Source organism: Lichenifustis flavocetrariae (genome assembly GCF_026130545.1).
GTDB classification, from domain to species: domain Bacteria; phylum Pseudomonadota; class Alphaproteobacteria; order Rhizobiales; family Beijerinckiaceae; genus Lichenihabitans; species Lichenihabitans flavocetrariae.
Genome location: NZ_JAMOIM010000073.1, coordinates 1 through 13,739 on the forward strand (window position 1 = coordinate 1; position 13,739 = coordinate 13,739).

Genomic DNA, 13,739 nt, shown 5'->3' on the forward strand with positions numbered 1-13,739 from the left:
AACCGTGGCCGGCTTGAAGTCGGAATAGGTGGCCGGCTTCATATCGGAAACACTGGCCGGCATCGTCGGAATCCGCACGTTAAGGTCGCTCAGCTTGCTGGCGTCGTTCTGCACCCCGGTGCCATGGCCGCCGAGCGACGCCACGGCCTTGTCGAGTTCGGCCGCACGGCGGCCGGTGATGAAGACGTAGGCGCCTTCCTTGACGAACCGCTGCGCGATCGCCAGGCCGATGCCGGAGGTGCCGCCCGTGACCAGGGCGATCTTACCGTCGAGTTTGCGTGCCATCGTTGTTCTCCATCGTTGATGGGGAGAAGGTATCGACGGCTGCACCAGCGCGAAATAGAAAGGTCTGCAAACCATCGTTGCAGGATTGTCGATGTCGCGAATGCCGGATTTCGAGGGGCTGGCGATGTTCGCCAAGGTGGCGGAGGAGCGCTCCTTCGCGGCTGCGGCCCGCACCATGGGCGTGTCGGTGGCCACCGTGTCACGCGGGGTCAGCCGGCTTGAGGAGCGACTCGGAGCGCGGCTGTTCAACCGAACCTCACGCCAGCTCGCCCTGACCGTCTTCGGGCTAACGCTTGCCGAACGGGCCGCCCGGATCTACTCCGAGGCCGAGGAAGCGGAGAACACGGGACGAGAGGCTTCGGCGAGACCGCGCGGCCTCATCCGGCTTGCGGTGCCGATGTCCTTCGGTCTGCGCTGGGTGGCGCCGATCCTGCCAGCCTTCTTCCGAGCTTATCCCGAGGTCTCCATTGACCTGCACCTCAGCGACGCCAAGGTCGACATCGTCGGCCAAGGCTTCGACGCGGCGCTACGCATTACGTCGAACCTCGATAGCGGCTCCCTGATCGCCCGCAAGCTCTGCCCCGTGTCGCCTTTCGTGGTCGCGGCCCCGACCTACCTCGCCAAGCACGGCCGGCCCCGTCACCCGCGCGACCTCGAAGGGCGGGACTGCCTGGGCTATGCCTACGCCGCCCGCGCCGACGTGTGGCACTTCACCAACACGGCGGGCGAGCAGGTCAACATCACGCCGCGCGGCCCATTGCGGGTGACGAACGCGGATGCGCTGGTGCCGGCCGTGCTGGACGGTCTCGCCATCGCCGAGTTCCCGGGCTTCATCGCGGCCGAGTACCTGAAGGACGGGCGGATGGAGGCTATTCTGACTGACTGGACGCTGCCCAGGGGAGCCCTCTACTTCGTCACGCCCACCACGCGAACCCGACCCGCGAAAGTCGAGGCACTCGCCGCCTTCCTGGCCGAGCACCTTTCAGGCATGAACTGGAGCTAGATACCGGCCGAATCCAGAGTGTTCAGCTCTCATCGACATAGGCGCCGGCCTACAATCCCGTCAGATCGTTTAGTGCTCATCCCGGCGCTTCGTGCGGGTCCGCGCGTCACGGCCTGTTCGACTGGCTGACCTGGCCGAGCATCGGCTTCGCCTCTGCCGCACCGCACCAGTCGTCCTTCTTTCACCGTCCTTCGTTGGCGCTGCGGTCCTGGGGGATGTGGCGTCGATCGCTTCAAGCACCTGGATCGCCATCGCGGCCCCGATGAACGCGGGCTCAAGCGGAAGCGGTTCCCCGAGCCGTCCAACTGCGAACCGTCAGGATCGCCTCCGCGAATTTGTGAGGCGCTTCCCAAGGGAAGTTGTGGCCGCAATCCACGGAACGGTGCTCATGACGGGCGGCAAACATGTCGGCGTGACTCGCCGTCCCGCCAGGTTTCAGCGGGTCACGAGTGCCATCCAGCGTGATCGTGGGAACGCGGATCGGGGGCCTCTGCGCCAAGCGCTCTTCCAGCGACGCGAGGGCCCGATCGCCTGTCGCATGGCCAAAGCAGAAACGGTAGCAGTGGATCACCACGTCGACAAAGTCCGGATTGTCGAATGACCTTGCCGTCCTCTCGAAGGTCGCGTCGTCGAACGTCCAACCCGGCGACCACTGCTCCCAGAGGATGCGGCACAAGGCGCGACGATGATCCGTCAAACACTCGCGGCCGCGTTCCGATTGGAACAGGTGCTGGTACCAGGAGACCAGCTCGGAGGCCGGCGGGAGGGCGCGCCGGAGCCGGTCCACGTCGATGATGTCGTAACCCGCGTAGGAAACGAGGCCGGTCACCCGTTCCGGCCAGAGGGCGGATGCGACGCAGGACGCGCAGCCTCCCCAGTCGTATCCGGCCAGGATGGCGCTCGGGATGCCGAGAGCGTCCAACAGGTCGATGAGGTCCCGCGCAAGCGCCGCCTGCTGACCGCTGCGCATCGTGTCAGCCGAACGAAAGCGCGTGGGGCCGAAGCCGCGAAGGTACGGCACGATCACGCGCGCTCCCGCTTGCGCCAGGCGCGGCACAACCTCGTCGTAGGCATGGACGTCGTACGGGAACCCATGCGCCAGAACGATCGGCCACCCCGCCGCCGGGCCCTCGTCGAGGTAGGCAATGTCCAGGGTCTCGGTTCGGGCGGTCTTCAGGGTCGACATCCATTCACCGTCGGTCAGAGCTGCGCCTGGATCGCCGCCACGTCGATCACGGACCAAACGGTTTCGACCTTCCCATCCTCGAAACGGTAGAAGACGTTCTCGGTGAAGGTGACGCGCCTGCCGTTGACGGGCAGGCCGAACAGCTCGCCTTGTGGCGTGCAGTCGAACAGCAGCCGGGCTCCGATGACCGGCGGGTCGGCAACAAGAAAGTCGATGTTGAACGTGAGGTCAGGGATCGCCGCGACGTCGCCTTCGAGCATGCTTCGGTAGCCCACGAGGCCGATCTCCTTGCCGTTGTGCCGGGCCTTGTCGCCGACGTGATCCCCGAGCCGTGACCAGTCACGCCGGTTCAGGCAGTCGATGTAGGCGCGATACCGGTCCAGGAGTTCGTCCTTCGTCATTCGCGTGTTTCCTTATCAGCGCCGGCCACTCGAAACCGTGGCGATGAAAGCCCTCAGGTCGGCGAGCATCAGCACCGGTTGTTCCAGGGCCGCGAAGTGGCCACCCGCAGCCATATCGCTCCAGTGGACGACGTCGTAGGTCCGCTCGACCATCGAGCGGGGCGTCGGCAGGAAGACGGGGTCGGGAAAGGCCGCGACGCCCATCGGGGCCCGCACGCGTGTCCCGCCGAGAAACCGATCCGAGCGCTCCAGTCGCTTGCCATGGTAAATCCAGGTTGCCGTCACGACAGAGGACGGGGCGACATAGAGCATGATGTCGGTGATCAGAGCTTCCTCCGTGAACTTGCTCCAGATGTCCGGGGTGCCATCGGCCCGCTTTGGCAGGTCGGCCCAGGCCCCGAACTTTTCGAGGATCCATCCGGCGGCACCGACAGGGCTGTCCGCCATCGCGACGCCGAGTGTCTGCGGGCGCGTTTCCTGCTCATGGTTGTAGCCGGTCTCCCAGTCCAGGATCGCCGCCCTGCGGGAGATCAGATCCTTGTCCTCGGGCGTGGTGGGCGCGACGTCCTCGGCCAGGATGCTGACCATGTTGATGTGGAAGCCGAGCAGCGCGTCCGGCTGTGCGTAGGCCATCCAACTCGCGATGTGGGCACCCCAATCCCCGCCCTGGACGACGTAGCGCGTCTGCCCGAACAGCCGCACCATCAACCCGTGCATCAGTTCGCCGGCACGGCGCGGGCCGATGACGCCGGTGATCGGCTTGGAAAACGCGAAGCCCGGCAGCGAGGGAACGACGACATCATGCCCATCCGCCGCAAGCGGCTCCATCAGCTGCTCGAATTCGAGGTATGAGCCAGGCCACCCGTGGAGCAGCAGGAGCGGCGGCTTCGACCCGTTCCCCCGCAGATGGACGAAGTGGATGCGCTCACCCTCGATGTCGGTCGTGAACTGGGGCAAGTGATTGAGGCGACGTTCGACCGCGCGCCAGTCGTAGGTGTCGCGCCAATAGGCGACGAGCCTCTTCAGGTCGTCGATGCCGACGCCCGACTTCCACCCACCCGCATCCGGAAGCTGGCTCCAATCGTAGGCCTTCACCTTGGCCATGATGGCGGCAAGACGTTCGGCCGGGATGTCGATCGTGAATGGTGAAACCATGGTCATCTCCCCGGGCGCCGCGCCTCAGCGGCCGATCTTCACGACGATCTTACCGACATGGTCTGCGGCTCGCAGCGCCTCGTAGGCGGCAGGCGCTTCCTCGAACGGAAACACGCGGTCCACCTGAGGCTTGATGCCGGTCGCGATCAGTGCGCGAAGTGTGGCCACCGGCCCGACGTAGATGCCCTGGAGGGTGATCCGCTTCCCTAGGATGGTATCCGTGTCGACCGAGCCCTCGAACCCCGTCAGGACGCCCATGAGCGAGATCCGCCCGCCCATCCTGGTCGCCTTGAGAGTGCGGTTGAGCGTGGCTGGCCCCGCGACGTCGACCGCGAGGTCGGCACCCACGCCGTCCGTCAATCGGATGACCTCATCCTCCCAGTCCGGACGCACGCGATAGTTGATGACGTGATCGGCCCCGAGGGCGCGGGCGCGGGCGAGCTTCTCGTCGGAGCTTGACGTGATGATCACGCGGGCGCCCGCGAGCTTGGCGAGTTGCAGGGCGAAAATCGACACGCCGCCTGTGCCGAGGAGGAGCACGGTCTCGCCTGGCTGGACGGGACGCCGTTCGAACAGGGCCGACCATGCGGTGACCCCCGCGCACGGGAGGGTCGCGGCTTCCTCGAACGTCATGCTATCGGGAATGCGGACCACGCCCTTGGCCGGCACGACAAGGCACTCGGCCAGAACGCCATCGACGCCCTCGCCGCCAAGGGCCGTCGCCTTCTTGGCTTCGGTGAACTCGCCCTCGACCCAACCGGGCATGAAGCCGATGACGACGCGGTCGCCGATGGCGAATCCTTCGACACCGTCTCCCACGCTGGAGACGCGGCCCGCCCCGTCCGACAACGGCACGACGCCGGCGATGCGGGATGCGACGATCAAGTCCCGGTAGTTGAGAGAGGCGGCCCGAGGTTCGATCCCAATTTCGCCCTGGCCGGGATGGGGCTCCTCGATGTCTTCGAGCACGATGGCGGGGCCTTCGCGGCCCGTGGTCCTGTAGCGTCGCATGAGGCGTCTCCTTCCGGTCGGCATCCTAATGCGATAGCTTCTTGGATCGTAGTACGTACAAATTGAGCATGTAGTATCATGGATGATAGCGTCAGCATCCGCCGGGAAAGACGGCGGGCCGGCCGGACGGGTTGCGACGTCGAGGCGACGCTCTCCGTCATTGGGGGCATCTGGAAGCCGGTGCTGCTGTTCCACCTGCTGGAAGGCAAGCTGCGCTTCAACGCGCTCTGTCGGACCGTGCCCAACGCCACGCCGCGCATGATCACCTTGCAGCTCCGTGAGCTGGAGGCGGACGGGGTCGTCAATCGCATTGTCTATCCCGAGGTGCCGCCCAAGGTGGAATACGAACTCACCGACCTCGGAACTTCGCTCGCGCCGGTGCTCCTGAGCATGCGGGATTGGGGCGAGCGTCTAAAACGTTCGGAAGCGGCCTCGTAGACCTTTGCCTTCATGGCGGGGGGAGCCGATCGCCCGCTCCAGCGGGAGGAGCGTCTACGGCCGCCCTGAACTGATGCCTACCGCACGGCGCCGAACGTCAAGCCGCGGATGAAGCTGCGCTGCGTCAGCCAGCCGACAAGCAAGATGGGTCCCACCGCCAGCAAGGACGCGGCGGAGAGCTTACCCCACAGTACGTCGCCGGACAGGGTCGCGATATAGGCGCTGAGGGGCGCGGCGGCGGACGAGGTCATCTGGATGCTCCAGAACGACTCGTTCCAGCACAGGACGGCAGACAGAAGGGCGGTCGAACAGACGCCCGGAAGGCACAAGGGAAACAGCACGTGGACGAGTTGCTGGGCCGCCGTCGCACCATCGAGGCGCGCACTCTCGATGATGTCGCGTGGGATCTCGCGCATGTAGTAATAAAGCATCCACACCACGATCGGCAGGTTGACCAGCGCGAGGACGAGAACCAGACCGAGTTGGGTGTCGATCAGCCCGATGGCCTTGAAGATCAGGTACATGGGCAGCATGATGCCGATGCCGGGCATGAAGCGCGTCATCAACATGCCGAGCAAGATCGTGTTCCGGTTCCGTCCGCCATGGAAGGCGAGGGCGTAGGCGGCCGGAAAAGCGAACAGGAAGCACAGCGCCGTTGCCCCGCTCGACTCGACGACGCTGTTGAGGATCGGCCTCAGGACGGGGACGCTGCCGTTGGCCGCAAGGAAGTTCTCCAGCGTCGGCCTGAAGAGGAGTTTGGGCGGGAACTGAAGCGCATCGAGATCCGTCTTGAAAGCCGTCAGGCCCATCCACAGGATCGGCTGAGACAGGCTTAAGGCCACGCTCCAGGCCAATGTCGTCACCGCGAGCTTCTTCACAGTCTTCATAGTCGGACCTCAAGCCTGCCGGTGTGTCACGGCGCTCGGCCCGAAGCCACACGGATCGTGTAGTCCTGTTGCAGCGCGTTCGCGCGGCACGATGAAAGACATGGGGGCCCATGCCCGTTCGCGAACGACGTCCTCGCCTGCTGCCCGGCCGGAGGTTTCCTTCCTATGCCTACCTGCCCGGCCGCTTCCCGCATCCGGTCCGCCATCCTCTCGGCCACAGCTACGATCCCGAGGCGGCGTCACCGGTCTGTGAGACATGCTCTGATGCCGAGGCATTTCGCTGGGGAATGGATCTGTTCAACCACGGCTACTACTGGGAAGCGCACGAAGCCTGGGAGCCTCTCTGGCGCGCCGCCGACCGCGGCAGTGCCGACCGAGCGCTGCTCAAGGGACTGATCCTCACGGCCGCGGCAGGCGTGAAGCGTCGCGAAGGCAAGGCGATCGCCGCAGGCCGTCATGGGCGACGTGCCGCCGCGCTGCTTCGTGACGCCGCACATGGCCATTCTTCCCTGGAAGGGATGCTCGGCATCTCTTTGGAAGCCCTGGCGGTGCAGGCCGAGGCACCCGTCTCGTCAAAGCCCGAGGCACCGGTTCGGTTCAACGAGGCGGTCGTCTTCGATTTCTATCTCGGCGCGGATGTCCTTTGAGCGCGCAACAGCCGTCCTTGGCCAAGGATGATCGCCTGGCGTGCCTGATCGCCCGATTTCGGCGTAAGCGCGTGCCTCGGGGCTTCTTTGACTGGATGACCTGACCGAAGGACGGCTGCGCCTCGATCGACTGCCGCAACGGCTTTGCCCGGCCTTCTTCCCCTGCGGCGAGCCGCATTCCGCGCGAGACAAGAGGCCCGTTCCTTTGCCATTCTCTGCTCCGCTGTGCTCCCGGCGGATGCGGCTAAGATCGCCCCCCGCACCTAGATCGCCATCGAGGCCACGATGGACGCGGGCTCAAGCGAAACGGGAGATCGACATGAGCGTCATCGCCAAAGGGTGTTCTCCGGGCGGACGGAAGTCGGGGCGGCGTGGTCCAAGCGCTCGAAGGAAGAACGACCGTACCTCTCGGACCTGCTCGACGACCCAAGCCTCATGGCCCCTGTCTACGCCAGCCTGCTCGTCGACGAGAACGGGAAGGGCCACAACCTGGTCTGGTCGCGCGGCACCCGGCGCGAGCGGGATTGAGGGAGTGGCGACGCCTCGTCCCGGACGGGGCGCCGCTTTATCGGCGGAGTGAGACTTGGAGCACGGGGCGAAGCGACTGATAGGCTCGACCGGTGAACCATCGTCGATCAAGCGGCGTGCTCGACCGATGTCCCGCGCATAGCGGTTACCGTGAGCCACACGGCCGACACCAGGAAGTAGAAGGCACCGAACGCGGCATAGGGGGCGATGTCGGTGATGCCGGGTGTCGGCGCGCCGTAGGCCTTCATGATGAAATAAGACCCCGCCAACGCCGACTGTACCCCGCTCAGGATCATCGCCCACTGGGCCCCCGTCTTCCAGCGGCGCCAGCCGGTGATGCCCTGGAACAGGCCGGAAAGGATGGCCCAAACGCCGAATACCGCCATGACCGCGTGCAGGCCCCGTCCGAGCGCGACTGCGACCGTGGCTGCTGTGACGGTGCTGACCACGGCGTTGAGCGCCTGGCTGGGATTGCGGCCGAGGCCACCGCTGCGCTGCCCGTCGACGACGTTGGCCAAGGCATCCCAGGCCGGGTAGGCGACCAGCAGGATCGCGGCGGTCATCGGCATGGTCCTGCCGATGGTGAACGCGGCCGTGACCCAGGCGACGGACGCACCGGCGCGGACGAAGTAGTAGGTTCTCAGCCAAGGCATTGCGGAGACGGTGGAGGACGGCCGGAGGGTGTCGCGGGTCATGCGAGCTTCCTTTCTGTGGATGAGGTCGGCCCCCGCGGGGCCACTTCGATGAGCGCGGTACTCGTGATCTTCACGGCGATGATCTGCATGGTTCCCGGACCAGTGCGGCTACCGAGGGATCCGCTGCCGCGCGTCGGAAAATCATGTAGGATCAATGGGTACATGCGTTCATGAAGACCATGTTTACGGCTCGAACCCCGCAGTGGCCATGACCGAACCGCTGGAAAACTTGACCGATCTTCCGGACGAAGGCTCGCGCGGGATCGCCTCTGGCGACCTGCTCTCGCACGTCCTGGCGCAGATCCGCCTCACGGGAGACCGGGTCATGTCCAACGCTCTCGCCCAGGGCGAGGTGTTGAACCTGGATCGCGACGCCGCCTACGCCGTCGTGATGGCGGACGGCGAGCTTCACGTCGATGCCGGCGACGAAGGGGCGGGTCGGATCGACAAGGGTGACCTTGTGCTCCTGCCTCGCGGCCCTGGTGACCTGCGGCTGTGGGCGTCGAGCGCACAAGCGGACGTTGTCGTCTGCCGATTTTGGTTCGATCCCTACAGCCTGAGGGGCATGATCTCCGCGCTGCCCCAGCGCATCCACATCCGCCGCGCACAGGCGGTGGGATGGCTCGACGGCATGTTGCCCTTCCTGATGATCGAGGTCACCGATGCCCAGCCCGGCTCGGCCCTGATGATCTCCCGGATCATCGACCTGATCGTCATCCGCACACTGCGCACGTGGGTGCATCTGGGGAACACGTCCGGATGGCTGGGCGGGCTTTCCGACGCGCGCGTCGGCCGGGCCCTCAAGGCCATCCACGAAGAGCCGACGCGGCATTGGAGCATCGACGCCCTGGCCGGCGTCGCCGGCATGTCGCGTTCCAGCTTCTGCGAAAGGTTCAACGCACTAGTCGGGCGCCCGCCGCTCCGTTACCACAACGAGTGGCGGCTCAACCTCGCACGGGACATGCTCGTCCGTCGCGACGCCAGGGTCGGCGAGATCGGCCTGCGCGTCGGCTACGTGTCCGAGGCCGCCTTCAGCCGCGCCTACAAGGCGCTGTTCGGTCACTCCCCGCGAGAGGCTGCCGAACATGGCGGCTCGGATCATCGGCCGGGCCTGGTCGATATGGAGTGAAAGGGGAACCGGTGACCATTCTGGTGGCGGGCGCGACCGGGGCCCTCGGGGTGGGATCGCGCGAGTCGCGCCTGCGCCACGCGGACGTGAAATCGATCGTCCGACGCGGCACACGCCCGACAAGGTCGCCCGGCTCGCCGCCCCCGGCGTGACCGTCGTCGAACTCGACGCGGCCGAGGAAAACTCGCGCCCCTCGACAACACTCGCTATCCCGGACGGCGATGGACGTCGGTGGCCCAGCTCCTGGCCGACCGCTGAAGCGCTGCATACCTCAATGACCTTTTTGGAACGCGGCCCGATCGCGACGGGAAGCGCGACGGCCGCGCTCACTGCCCTGCTCGCGGAACTGCGCGGCATGGACGTACGCCTTCGCGTGCTCCAGGGCGAGGACATGGGACGGCCGAGCACGCTCCTGACGCGGGCGGTTCGCGACGGACAGACGACGAGAGCCTACGTGGGCGGCAGGTGCGCCACCATGTTCGAGGGGACGTTCGAACTCTCCTGAGCGTCCGACCCGACACGGCCCCCTCGATACTGGGCATTCAACACCGCCAGGGGGATCACACTACGACGGCAGCGGCAAAGGCCGCCGCTCCGAAGCCCGCGATCAGAGCCGCCCATTCCCGCCGCGCGACCACCATCGTCGCGAGCGCCACGATCGAGCCCGCGATGTTGGGAATGCCGCCTTCGATGCAACCGGCCGCGACGAACGCCACGAACAGGTTACCGGGCGCGAGGCGGAGGAAGCGTTGCATCGGACCGGCGGCGGGCATGACGGCGGCTGCCAGAAACCCTCCCGCCCGCATGGCGTAGCTCGTCAGCCCGACGCAGCCGATCGCGGCCATGATGTGCCAGTCAAGCATCGTCCCCCCGGATCAGGCTGTAGAACGTTCCGATGCTTCCGCCGGCCAGCATCGCCCAGCTTTCGCCGAGCCAGGCGGCTGCGATCAACCCGCCAGCCGCCGAGGCCAGCCACGGCACGATGAACCGGCCGCCACGCCATTGGGTCGGCAAAAGCGTGATCACGAAGGCGAGGGGAAGGACGGCGGTCGCCGCCGCGAAGGGCCCGGTCGCCTTGAGGGGCAGCAGGTAGCCGAGCCCCGTTCCCGCCACCCAGCCGATCCAACCGGGCAGGCTGCTGCCGAGCAGATAGCCCGCATCGGGCCCGGAGCGCTCGGTGTCGGCCGCGGTCAACATCCAGGACCCGTCCGACAGGAAGAACAGGATGGGGTACATCAGGCACTTGCCGAACCGGCCGAAGCTCTGGTGCAGATGTGCTCCCATGACGAGGTACCTGGCATTCGTCGCCACGGAGGCGAGCACGAACGCCGCGATCGGCGGAGGCAGCGCCCAAAGGCCGAGCGTCACGGCCTGGGCTGTAGAGGAGTAGACGAGGAGGCTGAACAGCACGGCCGGGACGAAGCCGAGCCCCAGACCCTTGTAGGCGACGCCCATGACCAGGGCCGGAGCGCCGTAGCTGGCCAGGAACGGCAGGCCGGCGACCAAGCCTCGGCGGAAGGCGGCAGCCGTGAAGGCGGGTCTCGACGGGAATACCGCTGCCGTGCTAATGGTCATGACCGTTAAATCACCACGAGGCGCTGTCGCATGTCAAGGGAAGCCGCCCGATCCGAGGCCAAGTTCTTTGGCGGCCGCGTCTGCCTGGACTTCGCCAACACATTGAACTGGCGGCTGACCGACGCTCCGGTGGAACTCATCCCGGATTACGCGGCCTTCCTCGCCTGGAGCGAAAACCGGGGAACATTGTCGAAACGCGCCGTGGTGGCCCTCCGGGCGGCGTTGGATGTGAAGGAGGCCGAGGCGACCGCGTTGATGGAGTCGGTCCATGACTTTCGTGCCGACCTCATCGAGGGCGCAGACATCCTTCGCAGCGGCCGTTCCCTGAACGTCGGATTCGTCAACCGGGCGCTTTCCGGCCTTCCGCCGCAGCCACAACTGGCGCGGGAAGGCGAGCGGTTCGTCTTCGACCTCGACGGGACCGACCTGCGTCAACCCCTATGGCCGATCCTGTGGTCCCTCACGACCCTGCTCGCATCGACCGACGCGAGCCGGATCGGGAACTGCCAAGCCAATGGCTGCGGCTGGTTCTTCGTCGACGAAAGCCCCAACCACTCGCGCCTCTGGTGCAGCGACGGTTGTGGCAACCGCGAAAGGGTTCGCCGCTCCTACGCGAAACGGCGAGGTCAGCCTAGCTGACACCGCCTTCAACAGGTTGTGCGATGCAGGCGTGCCCAGGACGGCATCTAGGGATAGCAGTGCCGACGACGGTTGCCGTCATGTCCACCTTGGTCGAGACGGCGAGCGGCACCCCGTTGCAGGTGGCGCCGCCGTTCTCGGTCGCGGCGAACAGCTCTTCTCCCTTGGAATCGTAGACGAGCAACGCCACGGGACGCCCGTGCCGAACGAGGGCGAGGGAACTTGCCCAGAGCGGAAGGCCCCGGAGGAAGTGATACGCGCCATCGATCGGATCGTAGAGCCAGTAATCCGGGCCATCCGGATGAGCTTCCTCGGCGGTCCATCCGATCTCCGGATGAAGCTCGGCAAGCGACGCGCGCAGGCTCCGCGCTCATCTCGCGAGCGTAAAGGATCATGTCGGCCGGAGACGCGTCACGAACTGTCCGGGGACCGGTCCGCGCGAGGTCGTCGGAAAGGGATCGGAGCGCGTCGGCGCACCGGTCGAGGTCGGTTGCCACAAGGCACCTCGGTGTTGACTGATGCGGCCTAAAATATCAGATTCAGCTCACGCCTCGAACTCGCGTTTACCCCACGAGCCGAGCCTCATCCAAGCGGAAGTTCGCCCCTCGGAAAGTGGCCCATCAGGAGCGGGCGGCGCGGCGGTCGACACCATCCTGGAGGGCGCGACTCACATTCTGAAGAAGCTCGGCTTCGAGGGTTACACCACGAACGCCATCGCTGATCGGGCCGGCGTCAGCATCGGCTCGCTGTACCAATACTTCCCGAACAAGGACGCCGTCACTCTGACACTCATTGAGCGCGAGTCCGCCGTCCTCGTCAGGGAGATCGAGGCGACGCGCTGCTTGATCCTGGCTACCGTCGAAAGCCTTCTGGAACTATCACGATAAGCTTCGGCTATTCGTTGATGAAGTGCAGGACAAGGCCGTGAGTTCGGCATGGCGACGTCCCCTCCGACGACACGAACTCGCAGAACGTGATCACAAGCTCAGCGCAGGATCGTTTGACCTTCAAGTATAGCTCTTTCGATCCACCCCAAGCGTCCGAATAATAACGATTTCACCTTGCATCGGAGACGGTCACAAGAAGGTTTTTGATATCGCTTCAGCAACTCTAAGCGTTTGTTCTCACCTCAATGTCCACTTTTTAAGGCGCTGTTTGATTGCGCGCGGGCGGACGCTTCAGTCGCCTCGATCAGAGCACGGCCTTGATCGCGTCCGCGATCTCTGCCGCATGCGTCTCAAGCGCGAAGTGCCCGGTCTCAGAAAGCGCACGTCGGCGTGGTGCATGTCGCGGCGGAAGGCTTCGGCGCCCGGGGGCAGGAAAAAGGGATCGTTCCGGCCCCAGATCGCCAGGAGTTTCGGCTAGTGCTGCCGAAAGTAGGCCTGGAAGGCGGGATAGAGCGCCACGTTGGTGGCGTAGCTGCGGAACATGTCGAGCTGGATCTCGTCCACCTCTGGGCGGGCGATGTACCACGCGTCGAGCGCGCTTCCATCGGGCGACACCACGGAGGTGTCGGGCACGCCATGTTCGTACTGCCAGCGGATCGAGGCCGGGGTGAGCAGCTCGCGCAAGGCTTGGCGGTTGGCGTCGCTCGGGTCGCGCCAATAGCGCTGGATCGGGTTCCAGCCTTCGCTCAGGCCTTTTTCGCAGGCGTTGCCGTTCTGCGAGACGATGGCGGTCACCCGCTCGGGGTGCGCCATGGCGATCCGGAAGCCGGTCGGCGCGTCGTAATCGAAGACGTAGAGCGCGTAGCGGTCGAGCCCAAGCACCTCGGTGAACCGGCCGATGACCTTGGCGAGGTTGTCGAAGTTGTACTCGAAAGCGCTCCGGGGCTTGATCTCGGACAGGCCGAATGCCGGCAGATCGGGTGCCACTAGGTGGAACCGGTCCGCCAGGAGCGAGATCAGGTCCCGGAACATGTGGTTGGAGGACGGGAAGCCGTGCAGCAGCAGGAGCGTCGGCCGGGAGCGGTCGCCCGCCTCGCGGGAGAAGATCTTGAAGCCGTCCACGTCGACGGTGCTGAAGCGAACCTGGGTCATGCGTTAGTCTTACTGAGTCAGAAAGCTTCGTCGTCTTACGTCGCGGTCGGGCACTATGATCGGCATCGGGCTGATGTGGGGTTGGACATGACGTCGGAGAGTGACGCTCGATTTTCGTCTT

General features: G+C 65.7%; 18 protein-coding genes and 1 pseudogene. 8 read left to right on the forward strand and 11 right to left on the reverse strand.

Annotation, left to right across the window (positions count from 1 at the left end; all coding sequences use genetic code 11):
• The coding region (locus M8523_RS34085; RefSeq protein WP_282589269.1) for an SDR family NAD(P)-dependent oxidoreductase at positions 1–285 on the reverse strand (285 nt) is incomplete at its 3' end.
• 91 nt (positions 286–376) lie between these two features.
• On the opposite strand from M8523_RS34085, the gene M8523_RS34090 reads away from it, so the two are divergent.
• A complete protein-coding gene (locus tag M8523_RS34090) occupies positions 377–1,288 on the forward strand; it encodes a LysR family transcriptional regulator (protein ID WP_282589270.1) in 912 nt (303 codons plus the stop codon).
• A gap of 274 nt (positions 1,289–1,562) precedes the next feature.
• On the opposite strand, the gene M8523_RS34095 is transcribed toward M8523_RS34090, so the two are convergent.
• From M8523_RS34095 to M8523_RS34110, 4 genes are read right to left on the reverse strand one after another with little or no spacing between them, the layout of a single operon-like run.
• Positions 1,563–2,474 carry an alpha/beta fold hydrolase gene (locus M8523_RS34095; RefSeq protein ID WP_282589271.1) on the reverse strand — a complete coding sequence of 304 codons (912 nt, stop codon included), beginning with the start codon at positions 2,472–2,474 and terminating at the stop codon, positions 1,563–1,565.
• A 14-nt stretch (positions 2,475–2,488) separates the two neighbouring features.
• Entirely contained in the window at positions 2,489–2,875 is a 387-nt protein-coding gene (locus M8523_RS34100) for an ester cyclase (RefSeq protein ID WP_282589272.1), read from the reverse strand.
• Positions 2,876–2,890: 15 nt separating this feature from the next.
• Positions 2,891–4,030, reverse strand: a complete 1,140-nt coding sequence (locus M8523_RS34105; RefSeq protein WP_282589273.1) for an epoxide hydrolase family protein — start codon at positions 4,028–4,030, stop codon at positions 2,891–2,893.
• Positions 4,031–4,054: 24 nt separating this feature from the next.
• Positions 4,055–5,041, reverse strand: coding sequence for a zinc-dependent alcohol dehydrogenase family protein (locus tag M8523_RS34110; protein ID WP_282589274.1), 987 nt, complete (start codon positions 5,039–5,041; stop codon positions 4,055–4,057).
• A 78-nt stretch (positions 5,042–5,119) separates the two neighbouring features.
• Between M8523_RS34110 and M8523_RS34115 the strand changes: the two genes are divergently transcribed.
• Entirely contained in the window at positions 5,120–5,479 is a 360-nt protein-coding gene (locus M8523_RS34115; RefSeq protein ID WP_282589275.1) for a winged helix-turn-helix transcriptional regulator, read from the forward strand.
• A gap of 77 nt (positions 5,480–5,556) precedes the next feature.
• Here M8523_RS34115 and M8523_RS34120 read toward each other — a convergent pair whose 3' ends face one another.
• The gene (locus M8523_RS34120) at positions 5,557–6,366 is read right to left on the reverse strand and encodes a carbohydrate ABC transporter permease (RefSeq protein WP_282589276.1); all 810 of its coding nucleotides are present in this window, start codon (positions 6,364–6,366) and stop codon (positions 5,557–5,559) included.
• A gap of 110 nt (positions 6,367–6,476) precedes the next feature.
• Here M8523_RS34120 and M8523_RS34125 point away from each other — a divergent pair, with 110 nt between their 5' ends.
• Together M8523_RS34125 and M8523_RS34130 are read left to right on the forward strand one after the other, a co-directional pair.
• Complete coding sequence (locus tag M8523_RS34125) at positions 6,477–7,013, forward strand: DUF309 domain-containing protein (protein WP_282589277.1); 537 nt, start codon at positions 6,477–6,479, stop codon at positions 7,011–7,013.
• 285 nt (positions 7,014–7,298) lie between these two features.
• Positions 7,299–7,541 (forward strand): DUF736 domain-containing protein, encoded by a 243-nt coding sequence (locus tag M8523_RS34130; RefSeq protein WP_282589278.1) that lies wholly within the window; start codon positions 7,299–7,301, stop codon positions 7,539–7,541.
• A 107-nt stretch (positions 7,542–7,648) separates the two neighbouring features.
• On the opposite strand, the gene M8523_RS34135 is transcribed toward M8523_RS34130, so the two are convergent.
• On the reverse strand, positions 7,649–8,236 hold the full coding sequence (locus M8523_RS34135) for a DUF308 domain-containing protein (protein ID WP_282589279.1): 588 nt from the start codon (positions 8,234–8,236) through the stop codon (positions 7,649–7,651).
• Positions 8,237–8,444: 208 nt separating this feature from the next.
• On the opposite strand from M8523_RS34135, the gene M8523_RS34140 reads away from it, so the two are divergent.
• Both M8523_RS34140 and M8523_RS34145 read left to right on the forward strand, forming a co-directional pair.
• The gene (locus tag M8523_RS34140; RefSeq protein WP_282589280.1) at positions 8,445–9,365 is read left to right on the forward strand and encodes an AraC family transcriptional regulator; all 921 of its coding nucleotides are present in this window, start codon (positions 8,445–8,447) and stop codon (positions 9,363–9,365) included.
• Positions 9,322–9,870, forward strand: a complete 549-nt coding sequence (locus M8523_RS34145) for a PhzF family phenazine biosynthesis protein (RefSeq protein WP_282589281.1) — start codon at positions 9,322–9,324, stop codon at positions 9,868–9,870. Before M8523_RS34140 ends, M8523_RS34145 begins: the two co-directional genes overlap by 44 nt.
• Before the next feature lie 55 nt (positions 9,871–9,925).
• On the opposite strand, the gene M8523_RS34150 is transcribed toward M8523_RS34145, so the two are convergent.
• Together M8523_RS34150 and M8523_RS34155 are read right to left on the reverse strand one after the other, a co-directional pair.
• Positions 9,926–10,228, reverse strand: a complete 303-nt coding sequence (locus M8523_RS34150; protein WP_282589282.1) for an AzlD domain-containing protein — start codon at positions 10,226–10,228, stop codon at positions 9,926–9,928.
• Positions 10,221–10,940, reverse strand: coding sequence for an AzlC family ABC transporter permease (locus M8523_RS34155; protein ID WP_282589283.1), 720 nt, complete (start codon positions 10,938–10,940; stop codon positions 10,221–10,223). The genes M8523_RS34150 and M8523_RS34155 overlap by 8 nt, the downstream gene beginning before the upstream one ends.
• Positions 10,941–10,970: 30 nt before the next feature.
• On the opposite strand from M8523_RS34155, the gene M8523_RS34160 reads away from it, so the two are divergent.
• Positions 10,971–11,579: a CGNR zinc finger domain-containing protein gene (locus tag M8523_RS34160; RefSeq protein ID WP_282589284.1), complete on the forward strand. Its 609-nt coding sequence runs from the start codon at positions 10,971–10,973 to the stop codon at positions 11,577–11,579.
• Here the strand turns inward: M8523_RS34160 and M8523_RS34165 are convergent.
• Positions 11,572–11,940: an inositol monophosphatase family protein gene (locus M8523_RS34165; RefSeq protein WP_282589286.1), complete on the reverse strand. Its 369-nt coding sequence runs from the start codon at positions 11,938–11,940 to the stop codon at positions 11,572–11,574. The two genes, M8523_RS34160 and M8523_RS34165, sit on opposite strands and share 8 nt — an antisense overlap.
• Positions 11,941–12,097: 157 nt before the next feature.
• Between M8523_RS34165 and M8523_RS34170 the strand changes: the two genes are divergently transcribed.
• A complete protein-coding gene (locus M8523_RS34170; RefSeq protein ID WP_282589285.1) occupies positions 12,098–12,466 on the forward strand; it encodes a TetR/AcrR family transcriptional regulator in 369 nt (122 codons plus the stop codon).
• Positions 12,467–12,770: 304 nt separating this feature from the next.
• Here the strand turns inward: M8523_RS34170 and M8523_RS34175 are convergent.
• Positions 12,771–13,618: pseudogene (locus tag M8523_RS34175) on the reverse strand (alpha/beta fold hydrolase).
• Between the last annotated feature and the right edge of the window lie 121 nt (positions 13,619–13,739).

Coding starts and splice junctions, on each gene's coding strand:
- M8523_RS34090 (WP_282589270.1), top strand. CDS start 377: ATGTCGCGAATGCCGGATTTCGAGGGGCTGGCGATGTTCGCCAAGGTG.
- M8523_RS34095 (WP_282589271.1), bottom strand. CDS start 2,474: ATGTCGACCCTGAAGACCGCCCGAACCGAGACCCTGGACATTGCCTAC.
- M8523_RS34100 (WP_282589272.1), bottom strand. CDS start 2,875: ATGACGAAGGACGAACTCCTGGACCGGTATCGCGCCTACATCGACTGC.
- M8523_RS34105 (WP_282589273.1), bottom strand. CDS start 4,030: ATGGTTTCACCATTCACGATCGACATCCCGGCCGAACGTCTTGCCGCC.
- M8523_RS34110 (WP_282589274.1), bottom strand. CDS start 5,041: ATGCGACGCTACAGGACCACGGGCCGCGAAGGCCCCGCCATCGTGCTC.
- M8523_RS34115 (WP_282589275.1), top strand. CDS start 5,120: ATGGATGATAGCGTCAGCATCCGCCGGGAAAGACGGCGGGCCGGCCGG.
- M8523_RS34120 (WP_282589276.1), bottom strand. CDS start 6,366: ATGAAGACTGTGAAGAAGCTCGCGGTGACGACATTGGCCTGGAGCGTG.
- M8523_RS34125 (WP_282589277.1), top strand. CDS start 6,477: ATGCCCGTTCGCGAACGACGTCCTCGCCTGCTGCCCGGCCGGAGGTTT.
- M8523_RS34130 (WP_282589278.1), top strand. CDS start 7,299: ATGGACGCGGGCTCAAGCGAAACGGGAGATCGACATGAGCGTCATCGC.
- M8523_RS34135 (WP_282589279.1), bottom strand. CDS start 8,236: ATGACCCGCGACACCCTCCGGCCGTCCTCCACCGTCTCCGCAATGCCT.
- M8523_RS34140 (WP_282589280.1), top strand. CDS start 8,445: ATGACCGAACCGCTGGAAAACTTGACCGATCTTCCGGACGAAGGCTCG.
- M8523_RS34145 (WP_282589281.1), top strand. CDS start 9,322: ATGGCGGCTCGGATCATCGGCCGGGCCTGGTCGATATGGAGTGAAAGG.
- M8523_RS34150 (WP_282589282.1), bottom strand. CDS start 10,228: ATGCTTGACTGGCACATCATGGCCGCGATCGGCTGCGTCGGGCTGACG.
- M8523_RS34155 (WP_282589283.1), bottom strand. CDS start 10,940: ATGACCATTAGCACGGCAGCGGTATTCCCGTCGAGACCCGCCTTCACG.
- M8523_RS34160 (WP_282589284.1), top strand. CDS start 10,971: ATGTCAAGGGAAGCCGCCCGATCCGAGGCCAAGTTCTTTGGCGGCCGC.
- M8523_RS34170 (WP_282589285.1), top strand. CDS start 12,098: ATGCGGCCTAAAATATCAGATTCAGCTCACGCCTCGAACTCGCGTTTA.